Source organism: Stenotrophomonas sp. YJH_SMC_21 (assembly GCF_059369555.1).
On the sequence record NZ_JCAFSU010000006.1, the window covers coordinates 168,261 to 190,366 of the forward strand.

The window sequence follows — 22,106 nt, forward strand, 5'->3', positions numbered from 1 at the left end:
CATTGCAGGCGTGGCCGCTCAGGCCTGGGCCGGCGTGGTCGGGGCGGTTGGGCCCTGTGCGGTGTGCGTGTGTGCCTTCAGGCCGATGGCACCGGCCTTGACCTCGCCCGGTGTGCTGATGTCCTTGCCGGCGCTGATCGCGCCGCTGACATCCAGATCGCCGGTGGCCTTGATCGAGGGTGTATCGAGCACGATCGATTCGCTGGCGATCACCTGTGCATTCGCGCAGGTGACGATGACCTTGCCGCTGCCGACATGGACGTTGAGCGTGGTGGTTTCCTGGTCGTACTCGACGCTGCTGCCGTCGGCGAACTCGGTGCGCTGCCGCAGGCGCGAGTCGGCCGGCGGCGGAAAGCGGTCCTGGTACAGGCTGCCGAGTACCAGCGCCTGGCCCGGGTCGCCATAGGGGCACGCCAGTACGACCTGCTCGCCGGGTTCGGGTGCGCACCAGCTGCGCATGCCCGGTCCGGCGCGGCGCTCCAGCCAGGGAATCCAGTCGGTAAGCATGCCGTCGGCATCGACGCGAACGCGTCCGTTTGCCTCGTCCAGTTCGCGTACCACACCGATCATCAGCAGGTTGCCGATCAACCGCGCGTGTTCGGCGCTCATGGTGCGCGCTCCGGCAATGGCTGGTAGCGGGACTCATGGACGCGGCCGATCTCCGGCGCGAAGCTGTAGCACGCCTGCGGCACCACGCCGCCAGCGTCGTCCCAAGGGTTGTCGCCCAGCGCGACCGGCAGTGACCACTCGACGATCCAGGTGCGCAGGCCCGGCTGTGCCGCCGCGGGGTCTTCCGGCAATGCTGCAATCACATCGATCGCACCGCTGGCAACGCCGGGGAAGCGGCCGAGCTGGTGCAGCCAGGTCGCCAGGGCGAGGGCCGCGTTGCGCAGCTGCAGCGCTGTGGTTGCATCGGTCGCCGGCAGCGCAATGCGCGCTTCGAAGCGAAGCGTGGCCTGCAGCAGGCCACTGCCATCATTGTTGTCCCTGCTGCGGTCACAGCGGGTCATCGCCAGCAGACAGGCCGGCAGGGGCATCCCCTCAGCGTTGGCCTCGCGATGGAACTCGACGCTTGCAAACCCGGGAAAGCGTGCGCGGATCGTGGCTTCGATCGCGGCAATCAGCGGATCGAGCGTGGGAGGGAAGGGATCGTTCGCCATGTCAGCTCATGCAGGGAAGGAAAGAAGTGCGTGGCCCGTGCGGCGCGCGCGGTCTGCAGCCAGTGTTGCCATCACCGCGGTGGGGTGGCATTGCAGGCGTGGCCGTATCCGGCAGGCTCAGTGCGTGGGAGTGGCACTGCTGCCGCAGTCGGCGGGTGCTGCCGGCACGGCGCCATTGATGGTGATGCCGCGCTGGCTGCCGAGGCTGCATAGCAGCGCACTCAGCTGGTCGGCCAGCGCGTGGTACTGCTGTGCGACCGCAACGTGATTGCGCAGCAGCGCGTCATCGCTGGCTGCGTGCAGGTCCGGCAGGCGGGGTGGGGGAAGCAGCTGGGCAGGTGCGATGCTGAGGTCAGCGCGGCAGGGCGTGGCCGGCGTTGGCCTCGCGCCAGATGCGCACGAACTCAGCGTCAGCGTCGCCGCGATCACGACCAGGAGTCTTGGCATGGGTCTCGATGTCCCGTTGCAGGGTGTTGAACTGTTCGGTGTGCCGGGCCTGGTGGGCCAGGCGCTGTGATTCGGCCTGCGCGCCTGCGGCGCTGTTGGCGAGGGCCTGCTGGTGCGCGCGCTGGACTGCATCGGCGCGGGCCTCCTGCTGCGCTGCCCGGGTGGTGGCAACGGCAAGGTCCGCAGTGCGGTCGCGCAGGGTCCATCCCAGCCAGGCGCAGCTCGCGTGGCTGCCGGCAAGGACCAGCAGCCCGATGCCCAACCTCAGTGCCGCAAGCGTCACTGCAGGGCTCCGCCGGCGGCACGGTACGCCGCGCGCAGTGTTTCCAGTGCGTGCTCCTTCTGGCCGTAGCCGGCGCCCGGCAGCGATGCCCAGATGCGCCGGGCCGCAGTGACGGCGGCATCGAAGCGGCCCAGCCGGATCAACTCGTAGGCACCGCATTGCTTGAGCAGCGCCACGGCCGCGCGGTCCTGCGAAACCGGGCCGAAGTCAGGCAGGCCCAGTCGCGCGCGCAGGTCATCCCAGGTGCTGCGCAGGAACTGGTAGCGGCCTGCGGCGCTGGATTTGATGCCGTAGCGCGGCAGCGACACCAGCACGCGGGGATGGTCGCGGTAGTCGGTGAACAGCTGGCCGCCGACGATGACGTCGTAGCCGTGGTCACGTGAGCGCTGGCTGGGTATGTCGGTGCCTTCGGATACCGCCAGCATGTCCAGGAATGCGGCGACGCTGGCGCCACCGAGGGCACTGGCTGCAGCGACGGTCATGCGGCGGCCCCCGGCTGCTTGCGCACCAGGTTCAACAGAGCGTCTATCTGTACGCTCTGCTGGGCGATCTGTGCACGCAGGGCGCTGACTTCACCGCGCAGCTGCCCGATCTCCTGGGCCATTGCCTCGCGCTCGTGCATCAGCCCATCGGCGCGTGTACGTTCGGCCGCGAGCTGTTCCTGAAGGGTGCGCAGGGTGTTGCTGGTGGCTTCATCGGCGGTGCGGTCGACCTTGGCCGATGACAGCCACTGGCGCAGCCACAGCGACACCGCGATCAGCACGCCCGAGGTCCCGCCCAGGTACTTGGCCCAATCCGGCACGCCGGCCAGCAGGTCGCTCTCGTTCATGCGCGTGCGTATCCCTTGAGCAGGGCCGGGTGGACAGCCGGTGGCAACGCGGTGCGCGCACCGCGCAGGGCGCGCTTGATGGTGGTCTGTGAGACGCCGAACTCACGCGCAACATGGTCGCGTGGCATGCCGCTGGCGACCGCGCGGGCAATCTGCTCGCGGCGTTCGTGCGCGCCGGCAGCGAAGCAGGATGCCAGGAACAACAGTTCGCCGCCGAAGTGCGCGACCAGCCGCTGGGCGACGTCGTGGCCAAGGATGTCGATCAGCCGGTGCTGGTCGGGCAGGGTTGAGGGGACGTAGACGATGACGCGGTGACGGCCGGTGGTGCTGGAGGTGGTCGGCGGCCAGGCACGCACCAGCGTGAGGGCTGCGGATTCGCCGATGACCTCGGCCAGGGTCTGGATGCTGTCGGGCAGGGCGTTCATGGAGGATGTCTTCAGTGGCATTGATCTCCACTGTTGCCATCCCGCATGACCAGTCAACACCTTTCATCTACTTTTATATCGGTGCGCTGAAGACGTTCAGTCGTGCGTGAGGAGGGGGGAGGAGCACGACACGCCTGCTTGCAGTGAGCCGAATCCGCTTGCTCTGGCCGCTGGTGTTTTCCTGTACATCCGTACTCGTTGTCCTCACCTGGCAGGAACAGAGGCAGATCAAGGGGATGGGGCAGGTACAGGGTGAGGACGGCCACCTGCCACACAGCCTCATGCGCCGTGTACTGGCCGGAAACGAAAAAGCCCCGGACGATGCCGGGGCTTCAGGACTGCAGGGGGCGCTGGATCAAAGATCGAACACCAGGTTGCCGCCGGTCTTGCGGGGGATGTACCCGGCGTCGCGCAGCCAGCGTGCCGCGTTGACCTGGTCCATGCGCTTGACCGGGAAGCGGTTGGCGAACATCAGGAAGCGCGCCACGGTGATCGACTCGCCCTTGCCCTTCAGGGCCGCAAGGGTTTCGACGAACCATGGCGCGGGCGGCTGCTGGCTGCCCGGGCGGGCCACGGTACGCGCCTGCTGGGCGCTGCCTGCGCCCGCCCGGGCAGTGGCCAGCGTGCACAGCGAGATGAAGATCGCATCCAGGCTCACGATGTCCTTGCTGCCCTTGGGCTGGGACTTGAACAACTCGATGGCCTTCAGGCGCGTCGACGTGAACTGTTCGACCTCCATGGCGTTTCCTCTTTGCGAAATGGGTTGGGGATGCAGGGTGACGACAGGTGTCGTCGGTGATGGGGGATGACCTTACATCATTTTCGCCGATGATGGGTCGGGGCCTGCGCTGGGTTCGGGGGATGGACCGGATGGCGGGCCGGCATTCCGGATCAGATCACACCGCGCGAACGCAGCTGGTCCAGCGATCTGCGGACCAGATCGGCCGGGGTGCTGTCATTGTCGACTTCGATGTCGACCAGCTCATGCGGCAGCGGCTGCTCGCTGGCATGAGGGTCGCTGCTGCGATGGCCTGGGCGATTGACGCGGATCACGACACCACCACGACGCCGGATCGCGCGGGCCTCATTGGCGAAGCGGACGTCGGGTACCAGCCCGCCCTCGGGCAGGCGTGCGAACAGCGAGCGTACCCACAGCTCGGGATGGACGCGGTCACGCCCCCACTCGGTACCGGCGGTCTGCATCAGGTGGCGCGGGGTGAGTTCGGCCAGCCAGTCGATGGCGTCCTCCTTGCGGCTGTCCAGTTCGTGCAGGGAGAGCCCGAGGAGGGTGGCGACCAATTGCCGCAGCGGGCCCGCGAAGCTGTCGCATGGCAGTGACAACGCCGACGCCAGTCCATTGGCGAGTGTGTCCTTGCCCGAGCGCTTGCTGCCGGCGATGCCGATGTAGAGCGGCACACGAGAGCGTGGCGCCGGCCGCAGGGCAACGCTGCCCAGTCCAGGGCCGGCACGGAACGCGGCCAGTGTGTCGGCAATCAGGCGATGACCGCTGTCGAGGGAGGCGGGAATCATGCGGAATCTACTCCTGGAGAAATGCGGCAGGTGCCGGAGGATCAGGAATCGCGACCGACGACGCTGCGGGCGCGGAGGATGCGCTGGGTGATGCGCCCTCCCCGGGCCGCTGCGGCGATCGGGTCAAAGCACAACATGGCGGTGCGGGTACGCCGGCCGGCAGCAAGGTGGTCGCGGATGGTCCGCTCGGACAGCACCGGTACCCGCCGGTGGATCTGCTGCACGGTCAGCTGCTCACCTTCGAAGGCATGCAGTCGGGGACGGGACATGGCGGAAGCGCTCCTGGAAGGTGGCGGGCCGATACCTGCATCTTGCCCCTGTAGATGCTCCCAGTCAACACCTTTCATCTACTTGCATCATGGTGCGGTTGGGCGGGCTGGCGATCCACAGCCGCAATGCCGCTGCTGCCAGACGCCCACGCTCAACCGGCCCGCGTGCGGCCAGGACACCCTCGAGATACTGTTGGCGGTGCCGGCGCGGACTGACCGTCGTCCAGCGCCCGTCGGTGCCCACGCGCCGGTAGCCGTCCAGTTGCAGCAGGCGACGTGCTTCGCAGTGCAGGCGCCAGTCGCCGCTGCTGCTGTCAACGTCGCGACCATCATGGAGGCGCGGCATCTAGAACGGCCCTGCCGCGTGCTCGGCCAGACTGCGTCTGCGCTGTGGCATCAGCCAGACCTTGGCCCGCTCCTTGCCCACCACGCGGGTGCGCACGCCATGCCGCTTCACCACGTAGGCGGCGGCCTCGTTCACCTCGCGACGGTTGGGCCTGTCGATGCCCACCGCGATGACGATCTCGGTGGCGCGGTAGTGCGCGCTCCAGTGCTCGGCAGGGAGCGACCAGTCGAAATGACGATCGATCAGTTCGGCGATCGGCGAGATGGGCTCGTGTTCGCTGTTGGTGGCATTGAGCGCATCCAGTTCCTCGGCACTCAAGTGCCAGGTCTCGCCACTGCAGTACAACGCATGGGCCTCAGCCCAGACCTGCTGCATGTCGATCCGCGCCGGTTCGCCCAGCGCCACGGCGTGCACGGTCCACCAGCGGGTGTTGCCGGTGGCATCGCGGAGGAAGCGTTCGTCGTTGACACTGGCAAACAGGATGGTGCGCCGCGCATAGCGGGATTCGGTGCGCGCGTAGGGGCGACGGATCTCGTCATGGCTGCGCGAGATGAATGATTTCAGCGCCGCGATATCGGTACGGCGGAAGGTGGCATCGACTTCGCCCAGCTCGACGATCCATCTGGAGATGACCTGCTTGACGCTGTCCTTGTTGGCCGGATCGAGCACCACACCGTCGGCGATCAGTTGCAGCTCTACCGGCGCCAGCTGCCGCGCCCAGCGTGTCTTGCCCAGGTTCTGTTTCGAAACGAACGTCAGCACGCCGCGCGCGACCACGCCATCGGGCTCAAACGCCGCAGCCACGCCGGAGATCAGCCAGCGCCGCATCAGGACTTCCTTCAGCACGCGGCCGTCGGCCATGTGCGTGGGCTTGGCTTCCTGCACTGTATCGAAGAACGCCTGCAGGCGGGACTGGCCATCCCACGGCCGTGAGGTGATCCAGCTGGCGACCGGGTTGTAGGGATTGGCTTCGGCCACCTGGCACAGGTTGGTCTCGAAGCTGGCGGTGGCCATGCCGGCGCGGTGCATGCAATCCATCACTTCGCCCGCCGCGACCTCCTTGGCGTTGTCCACGGTCGTCTGCAGCCCAGGGACCAGAATCTCCAGATCCTTGCGGATGACGTTGTAGCGCACGGTCACACCGGTACGACGGCACAGTTCGGCCAGGTTGCGGGCGGTTGGCAACGGCCGCCCGCGCGCGTTGGTATCGGGAAACGGGGTGAAGGCATCGAATGCGGACAGGTTGCCAGGCACCTGGTAGCGCGCGCTGGCCGATGACGGCGCATCGTCCAGTGCCACGTCGTCGCCCCCTGCCGGCGGCATGGGGGGCAACAACTGGGCACGCACGGTGTCCAGCCCCTCGCGCAGATGCAGGTCGTTGAAGTCGGTAGGGCGGTCATCGTCGCCATGCAGCGTGGCGAACTCGGGCCAGACCACGCGGGCATCGATGTCCGCGGCAGCCTGCGTGGCCAGGGTGACGCCAGGGTTGTCCAGCGGCTGCCGCGTCCACTGATCGTTGTCGGCACACAGCACGAATGACGCGTCCGGCATGGCGCCGCGCCAGGCTCGGGCGACCGCGCCAAGGTTGCCTGCATCCCAGGCCACCACCACGCACCAGCCCGTGGCCTGGTGGATGGATCCGGCGGTGGCATAGCCCTCTGCAATGGCGATCGGCTGGCCGGTAACCGGCTTGCCGATGACATGGAAGCAGCCCTGCTTGCGGCCACCGGAAAGGAAGTCCTTGTCGCGGCCAAGTGCTGGATCCACGCGGGGAAAGATCGCCTGCAACGAGACGATACGGCCCGCGCTGTTCATCACCGGTACCAGCAGGGCGCTGTCGATGTGGCGGAAGACAAGGCCATCGCTGTTGCGCACCGGCCATGGCGCCACACGCAGGCCATGTGCGTGGATGCCCTTGCGTACGAGATACGGGTGGTGGGCATCGGCAGGAATGGCACGGTTCCACAGCACGTTGGCCGCCTTGGCGGCGGCGTCCTCGCGTTCGCGCTGATGCCGTTCGCGCTCGCTGCGGGCCGCCTCCTGGCGTTGCCTGATGGCACGCTGCTCGGCGGCGCTCAACGCGGTCGGCGATTTCGCGCACCAGGCATGGCGGGTGCCGGTCCGCCAGCTGCCGAACTCGCCGGCCGGCACGTGGTCTCCAAACAACACCGCCCAACCATTGCGCGTGCCACGACGGTCGCCTTCCACATGGAAGCGCACCAGCGTGCCATCGGCGTTGAGCGCGTCGCGGCCGCGCGCGTCCGGCACGATGCCGTGCGCGTGCATGGCCTGCAGGAACGCGGGAACGATGTCCTGCGTGGGATGCGGTGTGTGCATTCGACAAGGCCCCTGGGAACGTGGATCGGTCCACGGCGGCCGATGGCGGCCAACGTGCTGTGCAGTGTCCGGCGTGCGCAGGTCACGCAGCGGCCGACCGACGCAGTGTGGTCAGGATGTGATGGAAGTGGTGATACGGTCATGGTGTCGGAACGGGGCTTCATTTGCAACACCTTCCAGCACCTTGCATCCCTGACCGCGATGGCGCCACCCAGTACGCGTTGGATCTGCGATGGCGTTCGCAGATCACTGTGATCGTGCCGATGCGTCGCAGTTGGCGAGAACCGGTTTTCGGATGATGCGATCGCCGTCAACGACGGGCCATCGTTTCTCTCCATCGCGCCTTCGGGCGCCCGTGCACAAGGAGCCTGCATGCCTGAAATCCACTGCAACCACGAACGCCGATCCGCCGCGGAATCCGCGTCGTTGACCGTCGTTGCGACGTTCTCAATCGGTGCGACCACCCCTCGATAAAATACAACCCGCATGACGGACACCATCGACGAAGCGCAGGAAATGGAAGCGCGCCACCTGCAACGCGCCCTGGCCCAGCACGCAACGCGGGCCAGCAACGTTGCCCCTCTCACTCCCATGGGGGAATGCCACAACCCGGACTGTAGCGAGGACTTCGACAACGATCCGGCAAGACTGTTCTGCGGGCCTGCCTGTGCCGAGCGTTTCGAAGCCATCCATCAACACCGCAACGCATAGGAACAGGGGACATGTCTCTGAACAGCAACGACGCTGGCTTCACCGAACGCATCGCCGGTTTATCGGCCGAGCTCGCCGTGCTGGTGAGCCTGGTGGAGAACCACATCCATCTGCAGCTGGCTGATCTGGCCGACTCGGGTGATGTGGATGCACAGGAGCGATTTGCGGTAGCCGATCCGGAGCGCTGGTTGGAGAACGCCCGCAACAGCCTGCAGGCGGGTTTCATGTTCCTGGAGCGCGCGGTGCAGCAACCGGCGCGGTTCTAGTCATCCGGTGCGGGGGCGGAAGGGGCCGGCCAGGCTGCCTTCCGTCCCCCTCGGGCAGTGGACGATCCCCTGCGCTGGAGGCTGCGTCATAACGTCGCACTGGCCGCCGGGCAACCCTGAACGTGGTCCAAGGTTGACCGCAGGCCCGTAGAATGGCCGGGTGCGTCGTTCTGTCCTCCACCGCCGGTTCCAGGCCCTGGCATGGCTAGCCATGCTGCTGGTGCTGCTTGCCCCGCTGGTGAGCCGCTGGCTGGCGCATGGTCACGTTGCAGCGGCTGTGCCGGTAGCGGCGATGGACCATTCCCAGCATGCGCAGCATGCGATGGAGGGCCATCACGACCACCACGCGATGGCGATGCAGCAGGGCGAGGTCGCAAAGAAGCCGCCCGCCGATCCACACGCCGCGCATGAGATGGGCGTGGACTGCGACTACTGCCTGATCGCCGCGCGGCTGATCACCCTGCTGGTGGCGGCATTGCTGCTGTTGGCACCGATGGTATCGATATGCCGTGCGCTGCGTGGTGCAGTGCAGGCGTTGCCGCAGCGGGTCAGCGGCACATTGGGAGCGCGTGGGCCGCCGGTCTTCATGGCTGTCTGAGCCCTGCGCGCACGCCTTTGGATTGATTTTCCCAAGCTGCCAGGCATGGCCTGGCGCGACTGCGTGCGCGTTCCCCGAACTCCCTGAGCTGCCCTGCCACTGCGGGGTGGCCCTGCATGCCGTGAACAGATGAAAACCAACCCCAACTCCGCGCGCCTGCGCAGGGCGGCGCTGCCTGCCATGTGCGCGTTGCTCCTGCACACCGCCTCTGTACTTGCCGCCGATGCGGCACCACCGACCACGCTGGATACCGTGCGCGTGGTCGATACCCGCAGCGGCGAGCTGTCTTCTACCTCCAGCGCAGGCTCTGCGTTGGGCCTGAGCGTGCTGCAGACACCGGCCAGCCTGACGGTGATTTCGCGCGAGCAGCTGGAACAGCGCGGCGACACCAACCTCAATGATGCGATCAGCCGCGCCGGTGCGATCAGTGCGATGCCGCACCCGGGCAACGGCCTGAGTGCGCTGTCCAGCCGTGGCTTCACCGATGGCGCTTCCGTGATGCGCCTGTATGACGGGCTGCGCCAGTATGGCGGCGTGGGCATCACCTTTCCGTTCGATACCTGGTCCATCGAGCGCATCGAAGTGCTGCGCGGTCCGGCTTCGGTGATCCATGGCGACGGTGCGATCGGCGGCGTGATCAGCATCGTGCCGAAGAAGCCCACGCGTGGGGCAATCGAGAACGAGATCAGCGCAACCGTGGGCAGCGAGGACACCGCACGCCTGGGCTTCGGCAGTGGTGGCGCGCTGACGCCCGAGCTGGCCTACCGGCTGGATGTGAGCGGCAACTACAGCGGTGGCTGGGTTGATCGCGGGCGCAGTAGTGATGCCACCTTCTCCGGCGCACTGCTGTGGCAACCGCGTGCGGATCTGCAGCTGTCGCTCACCCATGCGGAAGGCTATCAGCAACCGATGCGCTACTTCGGCACGCCACTGGTGGATGGCCGCCAGCTGGAGGCGCTGCGCCACCGCAACTACAACGTGGAAGACAGCGACATCCGCTACCGCGACCGCTGGACCCAGCTCGATGCGCTGTGGACGCCGAACGCAAGCGTCGAATGGCGCACGCGCCTCTACCAGATCGACAGCCAGCGCGATTGGCGCAATGCCGAAGCCTACGTCTACAACCGCGCTACCGGCTTGATCGATCGATCTGGCAATACCGAGATCACCCACAATCAGGACCAGACCGGACTGACCTCGACGCTGCGTGTGCAGGGAACGGCGGGTGGCCTGCAGAACAACTTCGCGGTGGGCCTGGACGCGAACCGCGCGCACTTCAAGCACACCAACAACACCTATGCCGGCAGCTCGGGCCCGGTCGATCCGTTCGATCCGGTGCCGGGCCAGTTCACCAGCGACGCGCCGAACCTGCCGCGCTACCGTAATCGTGCCGAGCAGTACGCGCTGTTCGTGGAAGACCGCTTGGCGCTGAGCGAGCGCTGGTCGGTGCTGGGTGGGCTGCGCCACGACCGCGCGCGCATTGATCGTACCGATCTGATCAGCGGCCAGAACGCGTTCTCGAAGACCTACCGCAGCACCGGCTGGCGTGCAGGCACGGTGTTCGCGTTGCGGCCGACGCTGAGCCTGTATGCGCAGTACTCGCAGGCGGCGGACCCGGTCAGTGGCCTGTTGATGATCAGCCCGGCCAACGGTGCCTTCGACCTGGCCAAGGGCCGGCAGATCGAGGTGGGTCTGAAGCAGGCCTTCGATGGCGGCGAGTGGACGCTGGCGGCGTACCGCATCCGCAAGACCGGGCTGCTCAGCCGCGATCCGCTGGTGCCGGATCGCCGCGTGCAGGTGGGCGCACAGACCTCGCGTGGCATTGAGGCGTCCTTGAACTGGAACTTCGCGCCGCGCTGGTCGCTCGATGCCAATGCCACGGTGCTGAAGGCCGAGTTCGAGGACTTCCTGGAAACCACCGGTTCGCCGGCGGTGCTGGTGTCGCGTGATGGCAACGTGCCACCGAACGTGGCCGAGCGCCTGGCCAATGTGTGGCTGAGCTGGCAGTTTGCACCGGACTGGAGTGCGGCGGGCGGCGTGCGTTACGTCGGCAAGCGCTACGCCGACAACGCCAACACCTTGGAGCTGCCCGGCTACAGCACCACCGACCTGGCACTGACCTGGCAGGCGGCACCGCGCACGCGGCTGTCGGCGCGGCTGTTCAACGTGTTCGACAAGGCGTACTACGCCACCGCGTACTACACCAGCACGCAGTGGCTGCTGGGTGCGGACCCGCGCGTCGAATTCACCGTCGACCATCGCTTCTGAGGACGCTGGCGATGACGTTGCGATCCACCGCCAAGCGCTGGACCTACCTGGTGCATCGCTGGCTGGGCATCGGCGGATGCCTGCTGATGCTGCTGTGGTTCGTCAGCGGCATGGTGATGCTGTTCATTGGTTACCCGAAGCTGACACCCGGTGAGCGGCTGGCGGCGTTGCCGGTGCTGGGGGATGCGCGCGATCTGCAGGGGCTGTCGGTACTGCCTGCCGTGGTGCAGGCCGAGCCGGAGGTTGTGGCGCTGACGACGCTGCGTGGCGAGCCTGCGTATGTGGTGCGCAATGGCAGCAACGTGGGCGCCTGGTCTGCCGTGACCGGCCAGGCGCTGCTGCCGGTGTCGGCACAGCGTGCCGAAGCATCTGCTGCGCAGTTCGCGGGCGGCCAGGCCTTCGTGGGTGCGACGCGCGTGGATGAAGACCGCTGGACGCATTCGCGCGCACTGGACGCGCACCGGCCGCTGTACCGCGTGGAGGTGGGGGGCGCGCAGCCTGGTGACCTGTATGTGTCTTCGCACACCGGCGAAGTGGTGCTGGACGCACCGCATGTGCAGCAGCGCTGGAACTATGCGGGCGCTTGGCTGCACTGGTTGTACTTCCTGCGCATGCAGTCGGTGGACCCGGTGTGGACGTGGGTGGTGATCGTGCTGTCCGCGCTGTGCACGGTGGCGGCGATCAGCGGCATCGTGGTGGGTGTGTGGCGCTGGCGCTTCTGTGGGCACTACCGCACTGGCGCGAAGACGCCGTATGTCGAGCCCTGGATGCGCTGGCACCACCTGATCGGGTTGGTGGCAGCGGCATTCGTGTTCACCTGGATCTTCAGCGGCCTGATGTCGATGAATCCATTGGGCGTCTTCAGCAGCACGCGCGAGGCGATCGACAGCGGACGCTATCGTGGCGGCGCGGTAGCGGTGGATGGCGCGCTGGGTGAACCGGCGGCGCTGCTGGCGGCCGTCGACGACGCGCGCTTCAAGCCGGTGGAGATCCAGTGGCGACGCATCGGTGGTGAGCTGTTCGCGGTGTTGCTGGACGGGCAGGGCGAGACCCGCATTGTGTCCGGCAGTGATGGTCATCTGCAGGTTGCGCGGTTGCTGCCGGCCGCATGGCTGCAGCAGAAGGTGCGGGCGTTGTCGGATGCGCCCATGCAGGGGTGCTGGGTCCAGCTCGCAGCGGATGCGTACTTCTACCCGCGTGCACCGGAAGCCATGAACGGCGCAGCGGTACGCCGCTTCCCGGTGGCGGTGGCTGATTTCGGCGATGCCGAGGCGACGCGGGTCTACCTCGATCTGGCCACTGGCGACCCGTTGCTGACGATGGGGCGTCGCGAGCGCGTGGGTCGCTGGCTGTTCCACTTCCTGCACAGCTGGGACCTGCCGGCGATGCTGCGTCAGGTCACCGCCCGGCTGGCGGTGTTGCTGCTGCTGAGCCTGGCTGGCGCTGCGTTGTGTGCAACGGCCACGGTGATCGGCTACCGCCGGTTGCGGATGAAACTGCGGCGCAGGCGGCGGTAGCATCCTGCCGCGAGCGCGCCGTCTGTGAGACTATCCGGAGTTCCTGGCCATGAAGGCCGCGGCCCGCAGTCGATGTCGATGGCCAGGGAGTGCAGGGGGCACCGTACTTGCAGCGTTTCAATGGTGGTCCCTGGATAGGATTTCCACACAACGTAAATGGAGCAAGGATGAACTACGTTTCGATGGGTGTTCTCGCAATTGGAATTGCAGCGGCATCTGCGGGCGCGCAGGCCAAATCGTTCCCGCGTCTCTACAGCCTCCCGACCACCACCACGGCTTCCGTGTCCAATGCCCTTCCGGCGCCGGGGCAGGTGATCCAGCTTTCTGCGCAGGTCGATGGCCAGGCGCTGGGGCTGTATCACATCCCGGGCAATGAGCAGATCGGTGGCTTCGTCGAATTCAAGGTGAATGGCCAAGCGGTGGGTAAAGTGCAGGTCAGCACGACCAATACACCAATGGCAGGTCTCGTTTCCCAGCTTGACCAGGCTTGCTATGCGGCAACACGCGATGTCCAGTTCTGTACGCATCGCTATGCCTATGGCAGCCCCGCCAAGGTTGCGGTGAACTACACCGTGCCCGCCGGCTTCACCACCGCATCGATCACCGCCACCTTCAGCGGCGATGGCCAGTTCTCGCAAGGTTCGGTGTCGGCGCCGATCAACCTGCGCAACATTCCAACCTTTGGTGAGATCCGCGGCGCAGGCAACAAGTGCCTCGACGCCGAAGGCGCCAACACCGGTCCGGGTACCGCCATCCAAGTGTGGGACTGCACGCCGGGCACGCCGCAGCAGTTGTGGACGGTGAAGCCCAACACGTCGACCATCACCGGTGTGCCCAGCAACCGCGTACTCGATATCGTAGGTTACGGCACCAGTAATGGAAGCCGGATCCAGCTGTATGACGCGCACGGTGATTGGAACCAGTCATGGAAGTTCACCAATACCTCCATCGTCGGCGTGGGCGATAAGGTGCTCGACGCCATCGGCGCCTCCAGCGCCAACGGCACCAAGATCCAGCTTTACAGCAACGCACAGACTGCCAACCAGAAGTGGGAGTTCAATCCGGCCAACGGCTCGATCGTCGGTGTCGGCGGCAAGTGCCTGGATGTGGAAGGCGCCAACACGGCAGATGGCACCCGCGTACAGCTGTGGGACTGTACGGGTGTACCGCAGCAGCGCTTCGAACTGGGTTCGGATGGATCGATCCGCGGGCTGGGCGGGAAGTGCCTGGAGGCAGCCGACGGCGCAAGCCATGACGGCAATGCGATCCGCATGTGGTCCTGCAACGGCGGTGCGCACCAGTCGTGGCGCCTGGTCGGCGAGATCCGCAATCCGCAGACCAACATGTGCCTGGATGATCCTGGCCTGGGCAACACCAATGGCTCCAAGGTGCACATGTGGATGTGCCATGGTGGCGACAACCAGCGCTGGCAGTTCTCCTCCTACTGAGGAGAGCCAGGGCTGATGTCATGCTCTGGAACCGCGTGCCTTCGGGCGCGCGGTTCCGTACAGGCATCACATCCGCAGCCAACGTGTGGACACGGCCACCAGCAACAAGGCCGTGGCCACACCGATGAACGCAGCAATCAGACCGAAATGATTGGCGGCAAAGCCGATCAACGCCGGTCCGGCAAGGATGCCGGCAAAGCCCAGCGTGGAAACGGCGGTGATGGCCAGCGCGCCGGGCATGCGGGTCTGGTGGCCGGCCAGCGAGAACAGCGCGGGCGCGATGTTGGCGCAACCGAGGCCGACCAGCACATAGCCCGCCAATGATGCCTGCCACGGCGTGACCAGGGTCAGCACCAGCACGCCGGCAGCGGCGAGCAGCGCGCCGAACACGATCGCGCGCTGGCGGCCCACGCGTGCCACCAGTGCATCGCCGAACAGGCGCGCGACCGTCATGGTCAGGGTGAAGGTCACATAGCCGATACCTGCCAGGCTGGCATCGACGCGACGTACATCGCTGAGGAACACCGCGCTCCAGTCGAGCATCGCACCTTCGCCGAGGAAGGCGACGAACGCCAGCACGCCGATGAACAGCACGATGCCATGCGGCAGGGCCAGCATCGGTGTGTCGTGTGGCATGCGTTCGCTGTGCCAGTACGTCGCCGACAACAGCATCACCAGCAGCATGGTGCCGACACCGATCAGCACCGATGCCAAGGGCGGCAACTGTGCGGACAGCAGCACGGTCATGGTGGCCGCGCCGAGGAAGCCGCCGATGCTGAAGAAGGCATGGAAGCCAGACATCATCACGCGCCGTGCTTCGCGCTCGACGATGACGGCCTGCACGTTCATCGTGCAGTCCATCGCACCCACGGCCGCACCGAACACGAACAGCACCACGCCCAGCGTCCAGGCCGAACCCGCCAGGGCCAGGCCGGGCACGGTCAGGCAGATCAGCAGGCTGCTGGCCACCATCACCCGGCGGCAACCGAGGCGTGCGGCCAGCACGCCGGACAAGGGCATCGCCAGCAGCGAGCCGGCACCGAGGCAGAGCAGCACCAGCCCCAGCGTGGCGTCATTGATCCCGGTGCGCGCTTTGGCGAATGGCACCAGGGTGGCCCACAACGCGGTGGCGAAGCCGGGAATGAAGAACGCAGCGCGGGTCGCGTGCTGTTCGGCACGCGCGCGGTTGGCAAGGGACATGAGCAGTACGGTCAGGGAGGCGTGGGGTGCACCGCGATACCGGCGGCGTGGAAGCGCGCCGCCAGTGCGGGTGGTGCCGATGTGGTGAGCACCAGATCGTCGATCTCGTCCAGGCTGGCGATCTGCCAGTTGCCGCGGGCACCGAGCTTTTCAGTGGTGGCGGCGACGATGACGCGGCTGCTGCAGGCCACCATCGCACGCTTCAGCGTGGCCTCTTCCGAATCCATTGCCCACACACCGGTGTCGCCGTCCACCGCACAGGGGCCGGGCAGGTACACGTCGGCACGCAGGCGCTGCACCTGGGCCAACGCCTCGGCACCGACCGCACCGCCACCGCTGGCCAGGCGCCCGCCGATCAGCTGCACTGAAGTGCCTTCGAGCATGCTGGCGGCGGTGGCGATCTGCGGGGCATTGGTGATCACCGTCAGCCCGAGAGCGGCCGGCAGCTGCTGGGCGATCGCCAGATTGGTCGAACCGGCATCGAGCAGTACCACCTGGCCGGGTTGCAGCAGCGCGCAGACGCGGGCGGCCAGCTCGGCCTTGTCGCCGCGGTCGCGGGTCAGGCGCTCGCGCAGCGGCCGTTCCTTGGGCGGCGGCAGCACGGCGCCGCCGTAGACGCGCTGGCACAGGCCCTGGGCGGCGAGCTCGCGCAGGTCGCGGCGGATCGAATCTTCGGAGACGGCATAACGGCGCGCCAGTTCGGCGGCGACCACGCGGCCCTGCTGGCGCAGCTCCTCGAGGATCTGCCGGGTGCGCTGGGCGGGTAGGGGGCTGGGGTCGGCGCTCATGCCGCAAGTCTGCACGTTCGTGCATAATCATGCAACAACATGCATTGGTCGGGAGGGCACAGGGCGGCTGGACTGCCGGTGAACCCGCCCGCCCCGGGGTCTATGGATCGGCCTCGCGGCCCGGCATCATGGCGGGGCACTTGGCATGGAATCCCTGATGTCTCCCACCGTTCACCGCAAGCTGCGCATCGGCGCGGACCAGTACACCGGCCAGAAAGTGGTCGACCAGCAGTTCCACGAGTGCGATTTCTCCGGTGCGGACCTGACCGGCACCGAGTTCATCAACTGCAGTTTCTACGATGCCGACAGCCGCGCCGGCTGCCGCTTCAATGGCGCCACGCTGAAGGAAGCCAGTTTCCGCAGCTGCGATATCAGCATGTGCCATTTCAATTTCATCAAGGCGCTGGGCCTGGAGATCAGCGAGTGCCGTGCGCAGGGCGCGGATTTCAGCAACGCCAGCTTCATGAACCAGATCACCACGCGCAGCTGGTTCTGCAGCGCGTTCATCAAGAAGTCGAACCTGCGCTATGCCAATTTCTCGCGGGTAACGCTGGAAAAGTGCGAGCTGTGGGAAAACCGATGGGATGGCGCGAATGTGAGTGGCGCCAGCTTCGCCGGCTCGGACCTGTCCGGCGGCCAGTTCGAGGGCATCGACTGGAACAGCGCCAACTTCACCGACTGCGACCTGACCAACTCGGAGCTGGGTGAGCTGGACCTGCGCAGCACCAACCTGCGTGGTGCCACGCTGGACGTGCAGCAGGTGGCGCTGTTGATGCAGCGCATCGGCATCACCGTGGTGCCGTAGGCATCACCCGGCGTACGCCACCCAGCCCTTGAAGCTGAAGCCTGCGTAGAACAGCTCCACGCCGTCGAAGCCGGCCTCCTGCAGCAGCGCCACTTCCTGTTCGGGGGCCAGCAGCGGCAGCCGCTCGGCAATGGCCTCGATCGCGTGCTGTGCATCGGCGTGGGCAACGCCCGAGGCTTCGGCGAACGCTGCGTAGCGCTGCAACCAGCGCAGCTTGCCGGCCGGTTCCTGCGGCACGCTGTGGTGGGCCACAACCAGCGGCGCGCCGGGCTGCAGGCGCCGGTGCAGCTCGCGCAACGTGTGCAGGCGCTGCCCGGCATCGAGGAAGTGCAGGGTCAGCAGGCAGCTGGCCCCATCGAAGCGCAGATCGGGCGCATCGTCGATGTAGCCTTCCAGCAGTTGCACGCGCGGCATCAGCGGACCCAGTGTCTGCTCGGCCAGGGCCAGCATCGGCGCGGCCGGATCCATGCCCAGCAGCTGCCAGCCCGGCTGCGCTTCGGCAAAAGCCTTCAGCTCCAGCCCGCCACCGGCGCCCAGCACCAGCACACGGCCCTGCGCGGGAACGCGTTCGGCCAGCAGCAGGCGGCTCATCTGCTGCAGGGCGAGGAAGCCGGGCACCTGGCGCAGCGGCGCTTCGGCATAGCGGGCCACCGCCTGCGGAACGGAGAACGTGGACATGCGCGGATTCCTGCGGCGGGGGACATACCACTGTAGCGCGGCGCGCAAGAGGCATTGCGCGCCGCTGCCACACGGGCAGGACAGGGCTCAGGCCGCTGCTGCCTCAAGCACGTCTTCCAGCCGCACCTCGCCGAGGAAGCCACCGCTGCTGGTTGCCGGCTGCTGCGCTTCGATGGCGTGGGCGAACTGCACGCCGGCGTCGTCCTGCAGGCGCTCGAACAGCTGCTGCACCCTGGGGAACTCGCGACGATCGACCACCTGGTGATAGTCGTTCCAGCGCGCGATGCCGGCGAAGTAGGCATCGGCAAAGCTGCGCTGTTCGCCCAGCAGCCACGGGCCCGTGCCGATCATCTGCTCCAGCGCCTGGTGGGCGTGGCGCACCTTGGTGGTGCCATAGGCACGCAGCGCCTCGCCGTCATCGCCTTGCGCATGCTCCAGTGCGTGCCAGAGCGGCGCGTAGGCACCGAAGAAACTGGTGTTGAGATAGGCCAGCCGGTGGTTGAGGCGATCGAAGCCGGGCGTGCCCTGTGCGAAGCCCAGCCCCTGCGCGATGCCCTTCGCGGCCAGGTGGTTGAGGATGGCCAGGCTCTCGCTGAGCAGCTCGCCCTGCGCGGTGCGCAGGGTCGGGGTTTCACCCAGCGGATTGAGGCGGCGGTAGTCTTCGCTCTGCACCTGGCCGGGCATGTCGATGCGGCACAGGTGATACGGCTGGCGCAGCCATTCCAGGGCGACGATGGAGCCGAACGAGCAGCCCGAGGGCACGCCGTAGAAGAGGGTCGGGGTCATGGCAGGTTTCCGGTTCAAGCCGCGATGCGGCGGGTGAGGAAAGCGTGCCTGCGTGGACATTGCCCCGGAAGCCGCTTGAATGGCATCCTGAAGTCCACATCTGTGGACGTTGCGCATGCTCAACCTCAACGATCTGGCCCTGTTCGTGACCGCGGTGGAGCAGGGCGGGTTCGCTGCAGGCGGGCGCCATCTGGGCCTGCCGCGCTCGACCCTGAGCAAGCGCGTGGCGCTGCTGGAAGAACAGCTCCAGGTGCGGCTGCTGCAGCGCAGTTCGCGCCGCTTCGCATTGACCGAGGTCGGTCAGGAGTTCTTCGAGCGCGCACGCGCAGCGTTGTCCGAGGTCGAGGCCGCCGAGGCCATTGTCCGCGACCGCCAGGCCGAACCCAGCGGCACCGTGCGGATCAGCGCTTCGATTCCGGTGGTGCAGGGCGAGCTCGCCGCGTGCCTGCCCGCGTTGGCCCGCCGCTATCCACGGCTGCGTATCGAAGTTGAAGTGAGTGATCGTTTCATCGACCTGGCGCAGGAAGGCATCGACATCGCCCTGCGCAGCCACTTCGGTCCGCTGCCGGATTCCGGGTTGGTGCAGCGCATGCTCGGTAGCGAACGCATCGTGCTGGTGGCGTCCCCTGGTTATCTGGCAGCCGCGCCGGCAGTGGACACGCCCGAACAGCTACGCGCGCATGCCGGCCTGCTGACCGCGCGCCATGCAACGCGCTGGACGCTGCACGGCGCCGATGCCCACACCGTGCAGGTGGAGCCGCAGGTGGCGCTGGTCGGCAATGAATCGCAGCTGCTGATCGCGGCGGCAGAAGCGGGTCTTGGCATCACCGTGCTGCCACACAGCCTGTGTGCTGCGGCCATCGCCGCCGGCCGCCTGCAGCAGGTGCTGCCGGCATGGCATGCCGGCGAAGTCACCACCAGCGTGTTGCTGCCGCATCGCCGCGGCCAGTTGCCGGGCGTGCGCGTGGTGGTGGATGCGCTGGTCGCGCATTACCAGCTCAACGCAGCGCGCGCGCCAGCACCTGCCAGATCCTCGGGTCCTGGCACTGCGAAACGTTGAAACGTACATAGTCGGCCGCGCGCTGCGACTGACTGAACGCGTTGCCCGGCGCCAGCACGATGCCTTCGCGCAGGCATTGCCGCGCCAGTGTGGCGGCGTCGCGGCCATCGGGCAGCTGGCACCACAGGAACAGGCCGGCTTCCGGCTGCAGCCACGGCGTGATGCCCAGCATCTGCAGCTTCCGCAGTGTGTGCCGGCGTGCATCGGCCAGGCGCGAACGTATCGACTGCATGTGGCGGCGGTAACCGCTGTCGGTCAGCGCGATGTGCATCAACTGCGCGGCCAGATGGCCACCGCCGAAGCTGGTCGCCAGCTTCAGGTCGGTCAATGCCTCTATCCAATCGTGGCGCGCAGCGATGTAGCCGCAGCGCGAGGCTGCCGACAGCGTCTTGGAGAAACTGCCGACGTGGATCACCCGTGACAGTCCATCGAGCGCGGCCAGCCGCGGTGCCGGCTGCAGTTCGAAGTCGGCGAAGATGTCATCCTCGATGATGATCAGTTCGCTGCGTTCGGCCAGGCCCAGCAGGCGGTGTGCGGTGCTCGCGGAAAGCACCGCGCCGGTCGGGTTGTGCAATCCGGAATTGGTGATGTACAGCCGCGGCGAATGTGCCTGCAGGGCCTGCGCGAACGCCTCCAGGTCCGGGCCGCTGTGCGTGTACGGCACGCCGATGGCCTGCACCTGGTGCGCCTTGAGCAGCGCGTGGTAGTTGAAGTAGCTCGGGTCATCGACCAGCACGCAGTCGCCGGGCTTGAGCAGGAAACGGCAGAGCAGATCGACCGCGTGCGTACCGGATTCGGTCAACAGGATCTGCTCCACCGGTGCATCGATGCCAAGCGTGGCGCTGCGCCTTTGCAGCAGCTGGCGCAACGCGGGCAGCCCGAGCGGGGCGGCGTAGTCCACCAGTTGCATGGCATCGGCACGCGCCAGCCGGCGCAGGCCGCGGCGCACGCCATCGTGATACAGCCAGTCACTGGGCATCCAGCCGCACCCTGGCTTGAGGTCGCCCGCGGGCGTTTCCAGCGATTGCCGTGATACCCACAGCGGATCCACCGCGCGATCCAGCCGCGGCTCCAGTTCGGCCAGCGCCAGCGGTGCGGCCGGGCCACTGACGTAGAAGCCCGAGCCTGCGCGCGCACTGATCAGGCCTTCGGCCGCCAGGCGCTCGTAGGCCTCGACCACGGTGGAGACTGAAACTCCCATCGTCGCCGCCTGCGCACGAACCGAAGGCAGGCGTGAGCCGGGGCCATCCACCCGTGCACTGATGCGGGTGCGGACGGTCTGGATGACCGATTCGATGCGGGTAAGCGGGCGCGGCATGGTGGAACCGTAGTGGAAGTGTGGGCAGTACAGTTACTTGCGACTGTACTGGATTGTAGCTGGGGTCTTCCCGCGCCGGATGCTTCCATGCAGGTCCAGCCGGGCATCGTCCGGCACCTTCAGGAGTACAGGCGTGGAACGGTCGGCGAGTGGTTGGATCAATGGCTTCATCGGTGTGGTGATCTTCGCCGGCTCCCTGCCGGCCACCCGCTTGGCGGTGCTGCAGCTGGACGCCGGATTCGTCACCGCTGCACGCGCCACCATTGCCGCCGTGCTCGGCCTCGGCCTGCTCCTTCTGCTGCGCCAGCCGTGGCCGCGGCGCAGTGACCTGCCCGGGCTGATAGTGGTCAGCCTCGGGGTGGTGGTCGGCTTTCCGCTGTTGACCGCACTCGCGCTGCGTCACGCATCGTCGGCGCACACCATCGTGTTCCTCGGTCTGTTGCCGCTGAGCACTGCGGTATTCGGCGTGCTGCGCGGTGGCGATCGACCGCGCCCAGCCTTCTGGTTGTTCTCGCTGCTTGGCAGTGCCTGCGTGGTCGGCTATGCGGTGCGCAACGGCATCGAGGCATCGTTGCAGGCCGATCTGCTGATGCTGGCGGCGATCGTGGTGTGCGGGCTGGGCTATGCCGAAGGTGGTCGGCTGGCCCGTCATCTCGGCGGTTGGCAGGTGATCAGTTGGGCGTTGCTGCTGGCCTTGCCGGTGATGCTGCCGCTGACGGTGCTGATGCGCCCGGCCTCGTTCACTGCGGTCGGTGCCTCGGCGTGGTGGGCGCTGGGCTATGTGGCAGTGTTCAGCATGCTGATCGGCTTCCTGTTCTGGTACCGCGGGCTGGCGCAGGGCGGCATCGCCGCCGTCGGCCAGTTGCAGTTGCTGCAACCGTTCTTCGGCCTGGCCCTGGCCGCGCTGCTGCTGCACGAATCGGTCAGCCTCAGCATGGTGCTGGTGACCGTGGTCGCGGTGATCTGCGTGGCCGGCGCGCGCCGCTTCAGTCGCTGAACGAAAAAAGGGGACGGAGGGGATTAAGTCGTAATCGGTC

At 67.0% G+C, this 22,106-nt stretch carries 25 protein-coding genes; 9 read left to right on the top strand and 16 right to left on the bottom strand.

All coding sequences use genetic code 11. The features are described from left to right. Positions 1-18: 18 nt before the first annotated feature. From AC5P67_RS11030 to AC5P67_RS11080, 11 genes are all read right to left on the bottom strand, one after another. A complete protein-coding gene (locus AC5P67_RS11030; RefSeq protein ID WP_012479303.1) occupies positions 19-609 on the bottom strand; it encodes a phage baseplate assembly protein V in 591 nt (196 codons plus the stop codon). Next, a complete protein-coding gene (locus tag AC5P67_RS11035; protein WP_111117997.1) occupies positions 606-1,160 on the bottom strand; it encodes a hypothetical protein in 555 nt (184 codons plus the stop codon). The genes AC5P67_RS11030 and AC5P67_RS11035 overlap by 4 nt, the downstream gene beginning before the upstream one ends. A gap of 352 nt (positions 1,161-1,512) precedes the next feature. Next, positions 1,513-1,890, bottom strand: coding sequence for a hypothetical protein (locus AC5P67_RS11040; protein ID WP_043033664.1), 378 nt, complete (start codon positions 1,888-1,890; stop codon positions 1,513-1,515). Further along, positions 1,887-2,372, bottom strand: a complete 486-nt coding sequence (locus AC5P67_RS11045) for a glycoside hydrolase family 24 protein (protein ID WP_005412466.1) — start codon at positions 2,370-2,372, stop codon at positions 1,887-1,889. Before AC5P67_RS11045 ends, AC5P67_RS11040 begins: the two co-directional genes overlap by 4 nt. Then, on the bottom strand, positions 2,369-2,719 hold the full coding sequence (locus AC5P67_RS11050) for a hypothetical protein (RefSeq protein WP_005408337.1): 351 nt from the start codon (positions 2,717-2,719) through the stop codon (positions 2,369-2,371). Before AC5P67_RS11050 ends, AC5P67_RS11045 begins: the two co-directional genes overlap by 4 nt. Continuing rightward, positions 2,716-3,144, bottom strand: coding sequence for a helix-turn-helix domain-containing protein (locus AC5P67_RS11055; protein WP_223846372.1), 429 nt, complete (start codon positions 3,142-3,144; stop codon positions 2,716-2,718). Before AC5P67_RS11055 ends, AC5P67_RS11050 begins: the two co-directional genes overlap by 4 nt. A gap of 355 nt (positions 3,145-3,499) precedes the next feature. Next, positions 3,500-3,883, bottom strand: a complete 384-nt coding sequence (locus AC5P67_RS11060; RefSeq protein WP_060380095.1) for a hypothetical protein — start codon at positions 3,881-3,883, stop codon at positions 3,500-3,502. A 152-nt stretch (positions 3,884-4,035) separates the two neighbouring features. Beyond that, positions 4,036-4,674: a deoxynucleotide monophosphate kinase family protein gene (locus tag AC5P67_RS11065; protein WP_060380096.1), complete on the bottom strand. Its 639-nt coding sequence runs from the start codon at positions 4,672-4,674 to the stop codon at positions 4,036-4,038. 41 nt (positions 4,675-4,715) lie between these two features. Continuing rightward, the gene (locus tag AC5P67_RS11070; protein ID WP_111117998.1) at positions 4,716-4,943 is read right to left on the bottom strand and encodes a hypothetical protein; all 228 of its coding nucleotides are present in this window, start codon (positions 4,941-4,943) and stop codon (positions 4,716-4,718) included. Between the two features lie 64 nt (positions 4,944-5,007). After that, entirely contained in the window at positions 5,008-5,289 is a 282-nt protein-coding gene (locus AC5P67_RS11075; protein ID WP_495214688.1) for a DUF7696 family protein, read from the bottom strand. Continuing rightward, positions 5,290-7,626 (bottom strand): VapE domain-containing protein, encoded by a 2,337-nt coding sequence (locus AC5P67_RS11080; protein ID WP_099484768.1) that lies wholly within the window; start codon positions 7,624-7,626, stop codon positions 5,290-5,292. Positions 7,627-8,112: 486 nt separating this feature from the next. Here AC5P67_RS11080 and AC5P67_RS11085 point away from each other — a divergent pair, with 486 nt between their 5' ends. From AC5P67_RS11085 to AC5P67_RS11110, 6 genes are all read left to right on the top strand, one after another. Then, positions 8,113-8,337, top strand: coding sequence for a hypothetical protein (locus AC5P67_RS11085; RefSeq protein ID WP_005408344.1), 225 nt, complete (start codon positions 8,113-8,115; stop codon positions 8,335-8,337). A gap of 11 nt (positions 8,338-8,348) precedes the next feature. After that, positions 8,349-8,603, top strand: a complete 255-nt coding sequence (locus AC5P67_RS11090; RefSeq protein ID WP_012479313.1) for a hypothetical protein — start codon at positions 8,349-8,351, stop codon at positions 8,601-8,603. A 211-nt stretch (positions 8,604-8,814) separates the two neighbouring features. Further along, positions 8,815-9,201, top strand: a complete 387-nt coding sequence (locus AC5P67_RS11095; protein ID WP_005412471.1) for a DUF2946 family protein — start codon at positions 8,815-8,817, stop codon at positions 9,199-9,201. 129 nt (positions 9,202-9,330) lie between these two features. After that, positions 9,331-11,469: a TonB-dependent receptor gene (locus AC5P67_RS11100; RefSeq protein ID WP_111193431.1), complete on the top strand. Its 2,139-nt coding sequence runs from the start codon at positions 9,331-9,333 to the stop codon at positions 11,467-11,469. 11 nt (positions 11,470-11,480) lie between these two features. Then, positions 11,481-12,986 carry a PepSY domain-containing protein gene (locus AC5P67_RS11105; protein ID WP_099530039.1) on the top strand — a complete coding sequence of 502 codons (1,506 nt, stop codon included), beginning with the start codon at positions 11,481-11,483 and terminating at the stop codon, positions 12,984-12,986. A 281-nt stretch (positions 12,987-13,267) separates the two neighbouring features. Then, positions 13,268-14,434: an RICIN domain-containing protein gene (locus tag AC5P67_RS11110; RefSeq protein WP_240791808.1), complete on the top strand. Its 1,167-nt coding sequence runs from the start codon at positions 13,268-13,270 to the stop codon at positions 14,432-14,434. 66 nt (positions 14,435-14,500) lie between these two features. Here AC5P67_RS11110 and AC5P67_RS11115 read toward each other — a convergent pair whose 3' ends face one another. Both AC5P67_RS11115 and AC5P67_RS11120 read right to left on the bottom strand, forming a co-directional pair. After that, a complete protein-coding gene (locus AC5P67_RS11115; protein WP_111117999.1) occupies positions 14,501-15,634 on the bottom strand; it encodes an MFS transporter in 1,134 nt (377 codons plus the stop codon). Between the two features lie 11 nt (positions 15,635-15,645). Continuing rightward, positions 15,646-16,422 (bottom strand): DeoR/GlpR family DNA-binding transcription regulator, encoded by a 777-nt coding sequence (locus AC5P67_RS11120; RefSeq protein WP_111118000.1) that lies wholly within the window; start codon positions 16,420-16,422, stop codon positions 15,646-15,648. 157 nt (positions 16,423-16,579) lie between these two features. Between AC5P67_RS11120 and smqnr the strand changes: the two genes are divergently transcribed. Then, positions 16,580-17,227 carry a SmQnr family pentapeptide repeat protein gene (gene smqnr, locus AC5P67_RS11125; RefSeq protein WP_044569588.1) on the top strand — a complete coding sequence of 216 codons (648 nt, stop codon included), beginning with the start codon at positions 16,580-16,582 and terminating at the stop codon, positions 17,225-17,227. Between the two features lie 3 nt (positions 17,228-17,230). Here the strand turns inward: smqnr and AC5P67_RS11130 are convergent, their stop codons facing one another. Both AC5P67_RS11130 and AC5P67_RS11135 read right to left on the bottom strand, forming a co-directional pair. After that, entirely contained in the window at positions 17,231-17,905 is a 675-nt protein-coding gene (locus AC5P67_RS11130) for a class I SAM-dependent methyltransferase (protein ID WP_111118001.1), read from the bottom strand. Between the two features lie 87 nt (positions 17,906-17,992). Further along, entirely contained in the window at positions 17,993-18,691 is a 699-nt protein-coding gene (locus tag AC5P67_RS11135; RefSeq protein ID WP_111193430.1) for a glutathione S-transferase family protein, read from the bottom strand. Between the two features lie 115 nt (positions 18,692-18,806). On the opposite strand from AC5P67_RS11135, the gene AC5P67_RS11140 reads away from it, so the two are divergent. Beyond that, positions 18,807-19,751 (top strand): LysR substrate-binding domain-containing protein, encoded by a 945-nt coding sequence (locus AC5P67_RS11140; RefSeq protein WP_057501909.1) that lies wholly within the window; start codon positions 18,807-18,809, stop codon positions 19,749-19,751. On the opposite strand, the gene AC5P67_RS11145 is transcribed toward AC5P67_RS11140, so the two are convergent. Beyond that, the gene (locus AC5P67_RS11145; RefSeq protein WP_062606611.1) at positions 19,690-21,069 is read right to left on the bottom strand and encodes an aminotransferase-like domain-containing protein; all 1,380 of its coding nucleotides are present in this window, start codon (positions 21,067-21,069) and stop codon (positions 19,690-19,692) included. The two genes, AC5P67_RS11140 and AC5P67_RS11145, sit on opposite strands and share 62 nt — an antisense overlap. 133 nt (positions 21,070-21,202) lie before the next feature. On the opposite strand from AC5P67_RS11145, the gene AC5P67_RS11150 reads away from it, so the two are divergent. Further along, the gene (locus AC5P67_RS11150; protein ID WP_123958270.1) at positions 21,203-22,066 is read left to right on the top strand and encodes a DMT family transporter; all 864 of its coding nucleotides are present in this window, start codon (positions 21,203-21,205) and stop codon (positions 22,064-22,066) included. Positions 22,067-22,106 lie beyond the last annotated feature (40 nt).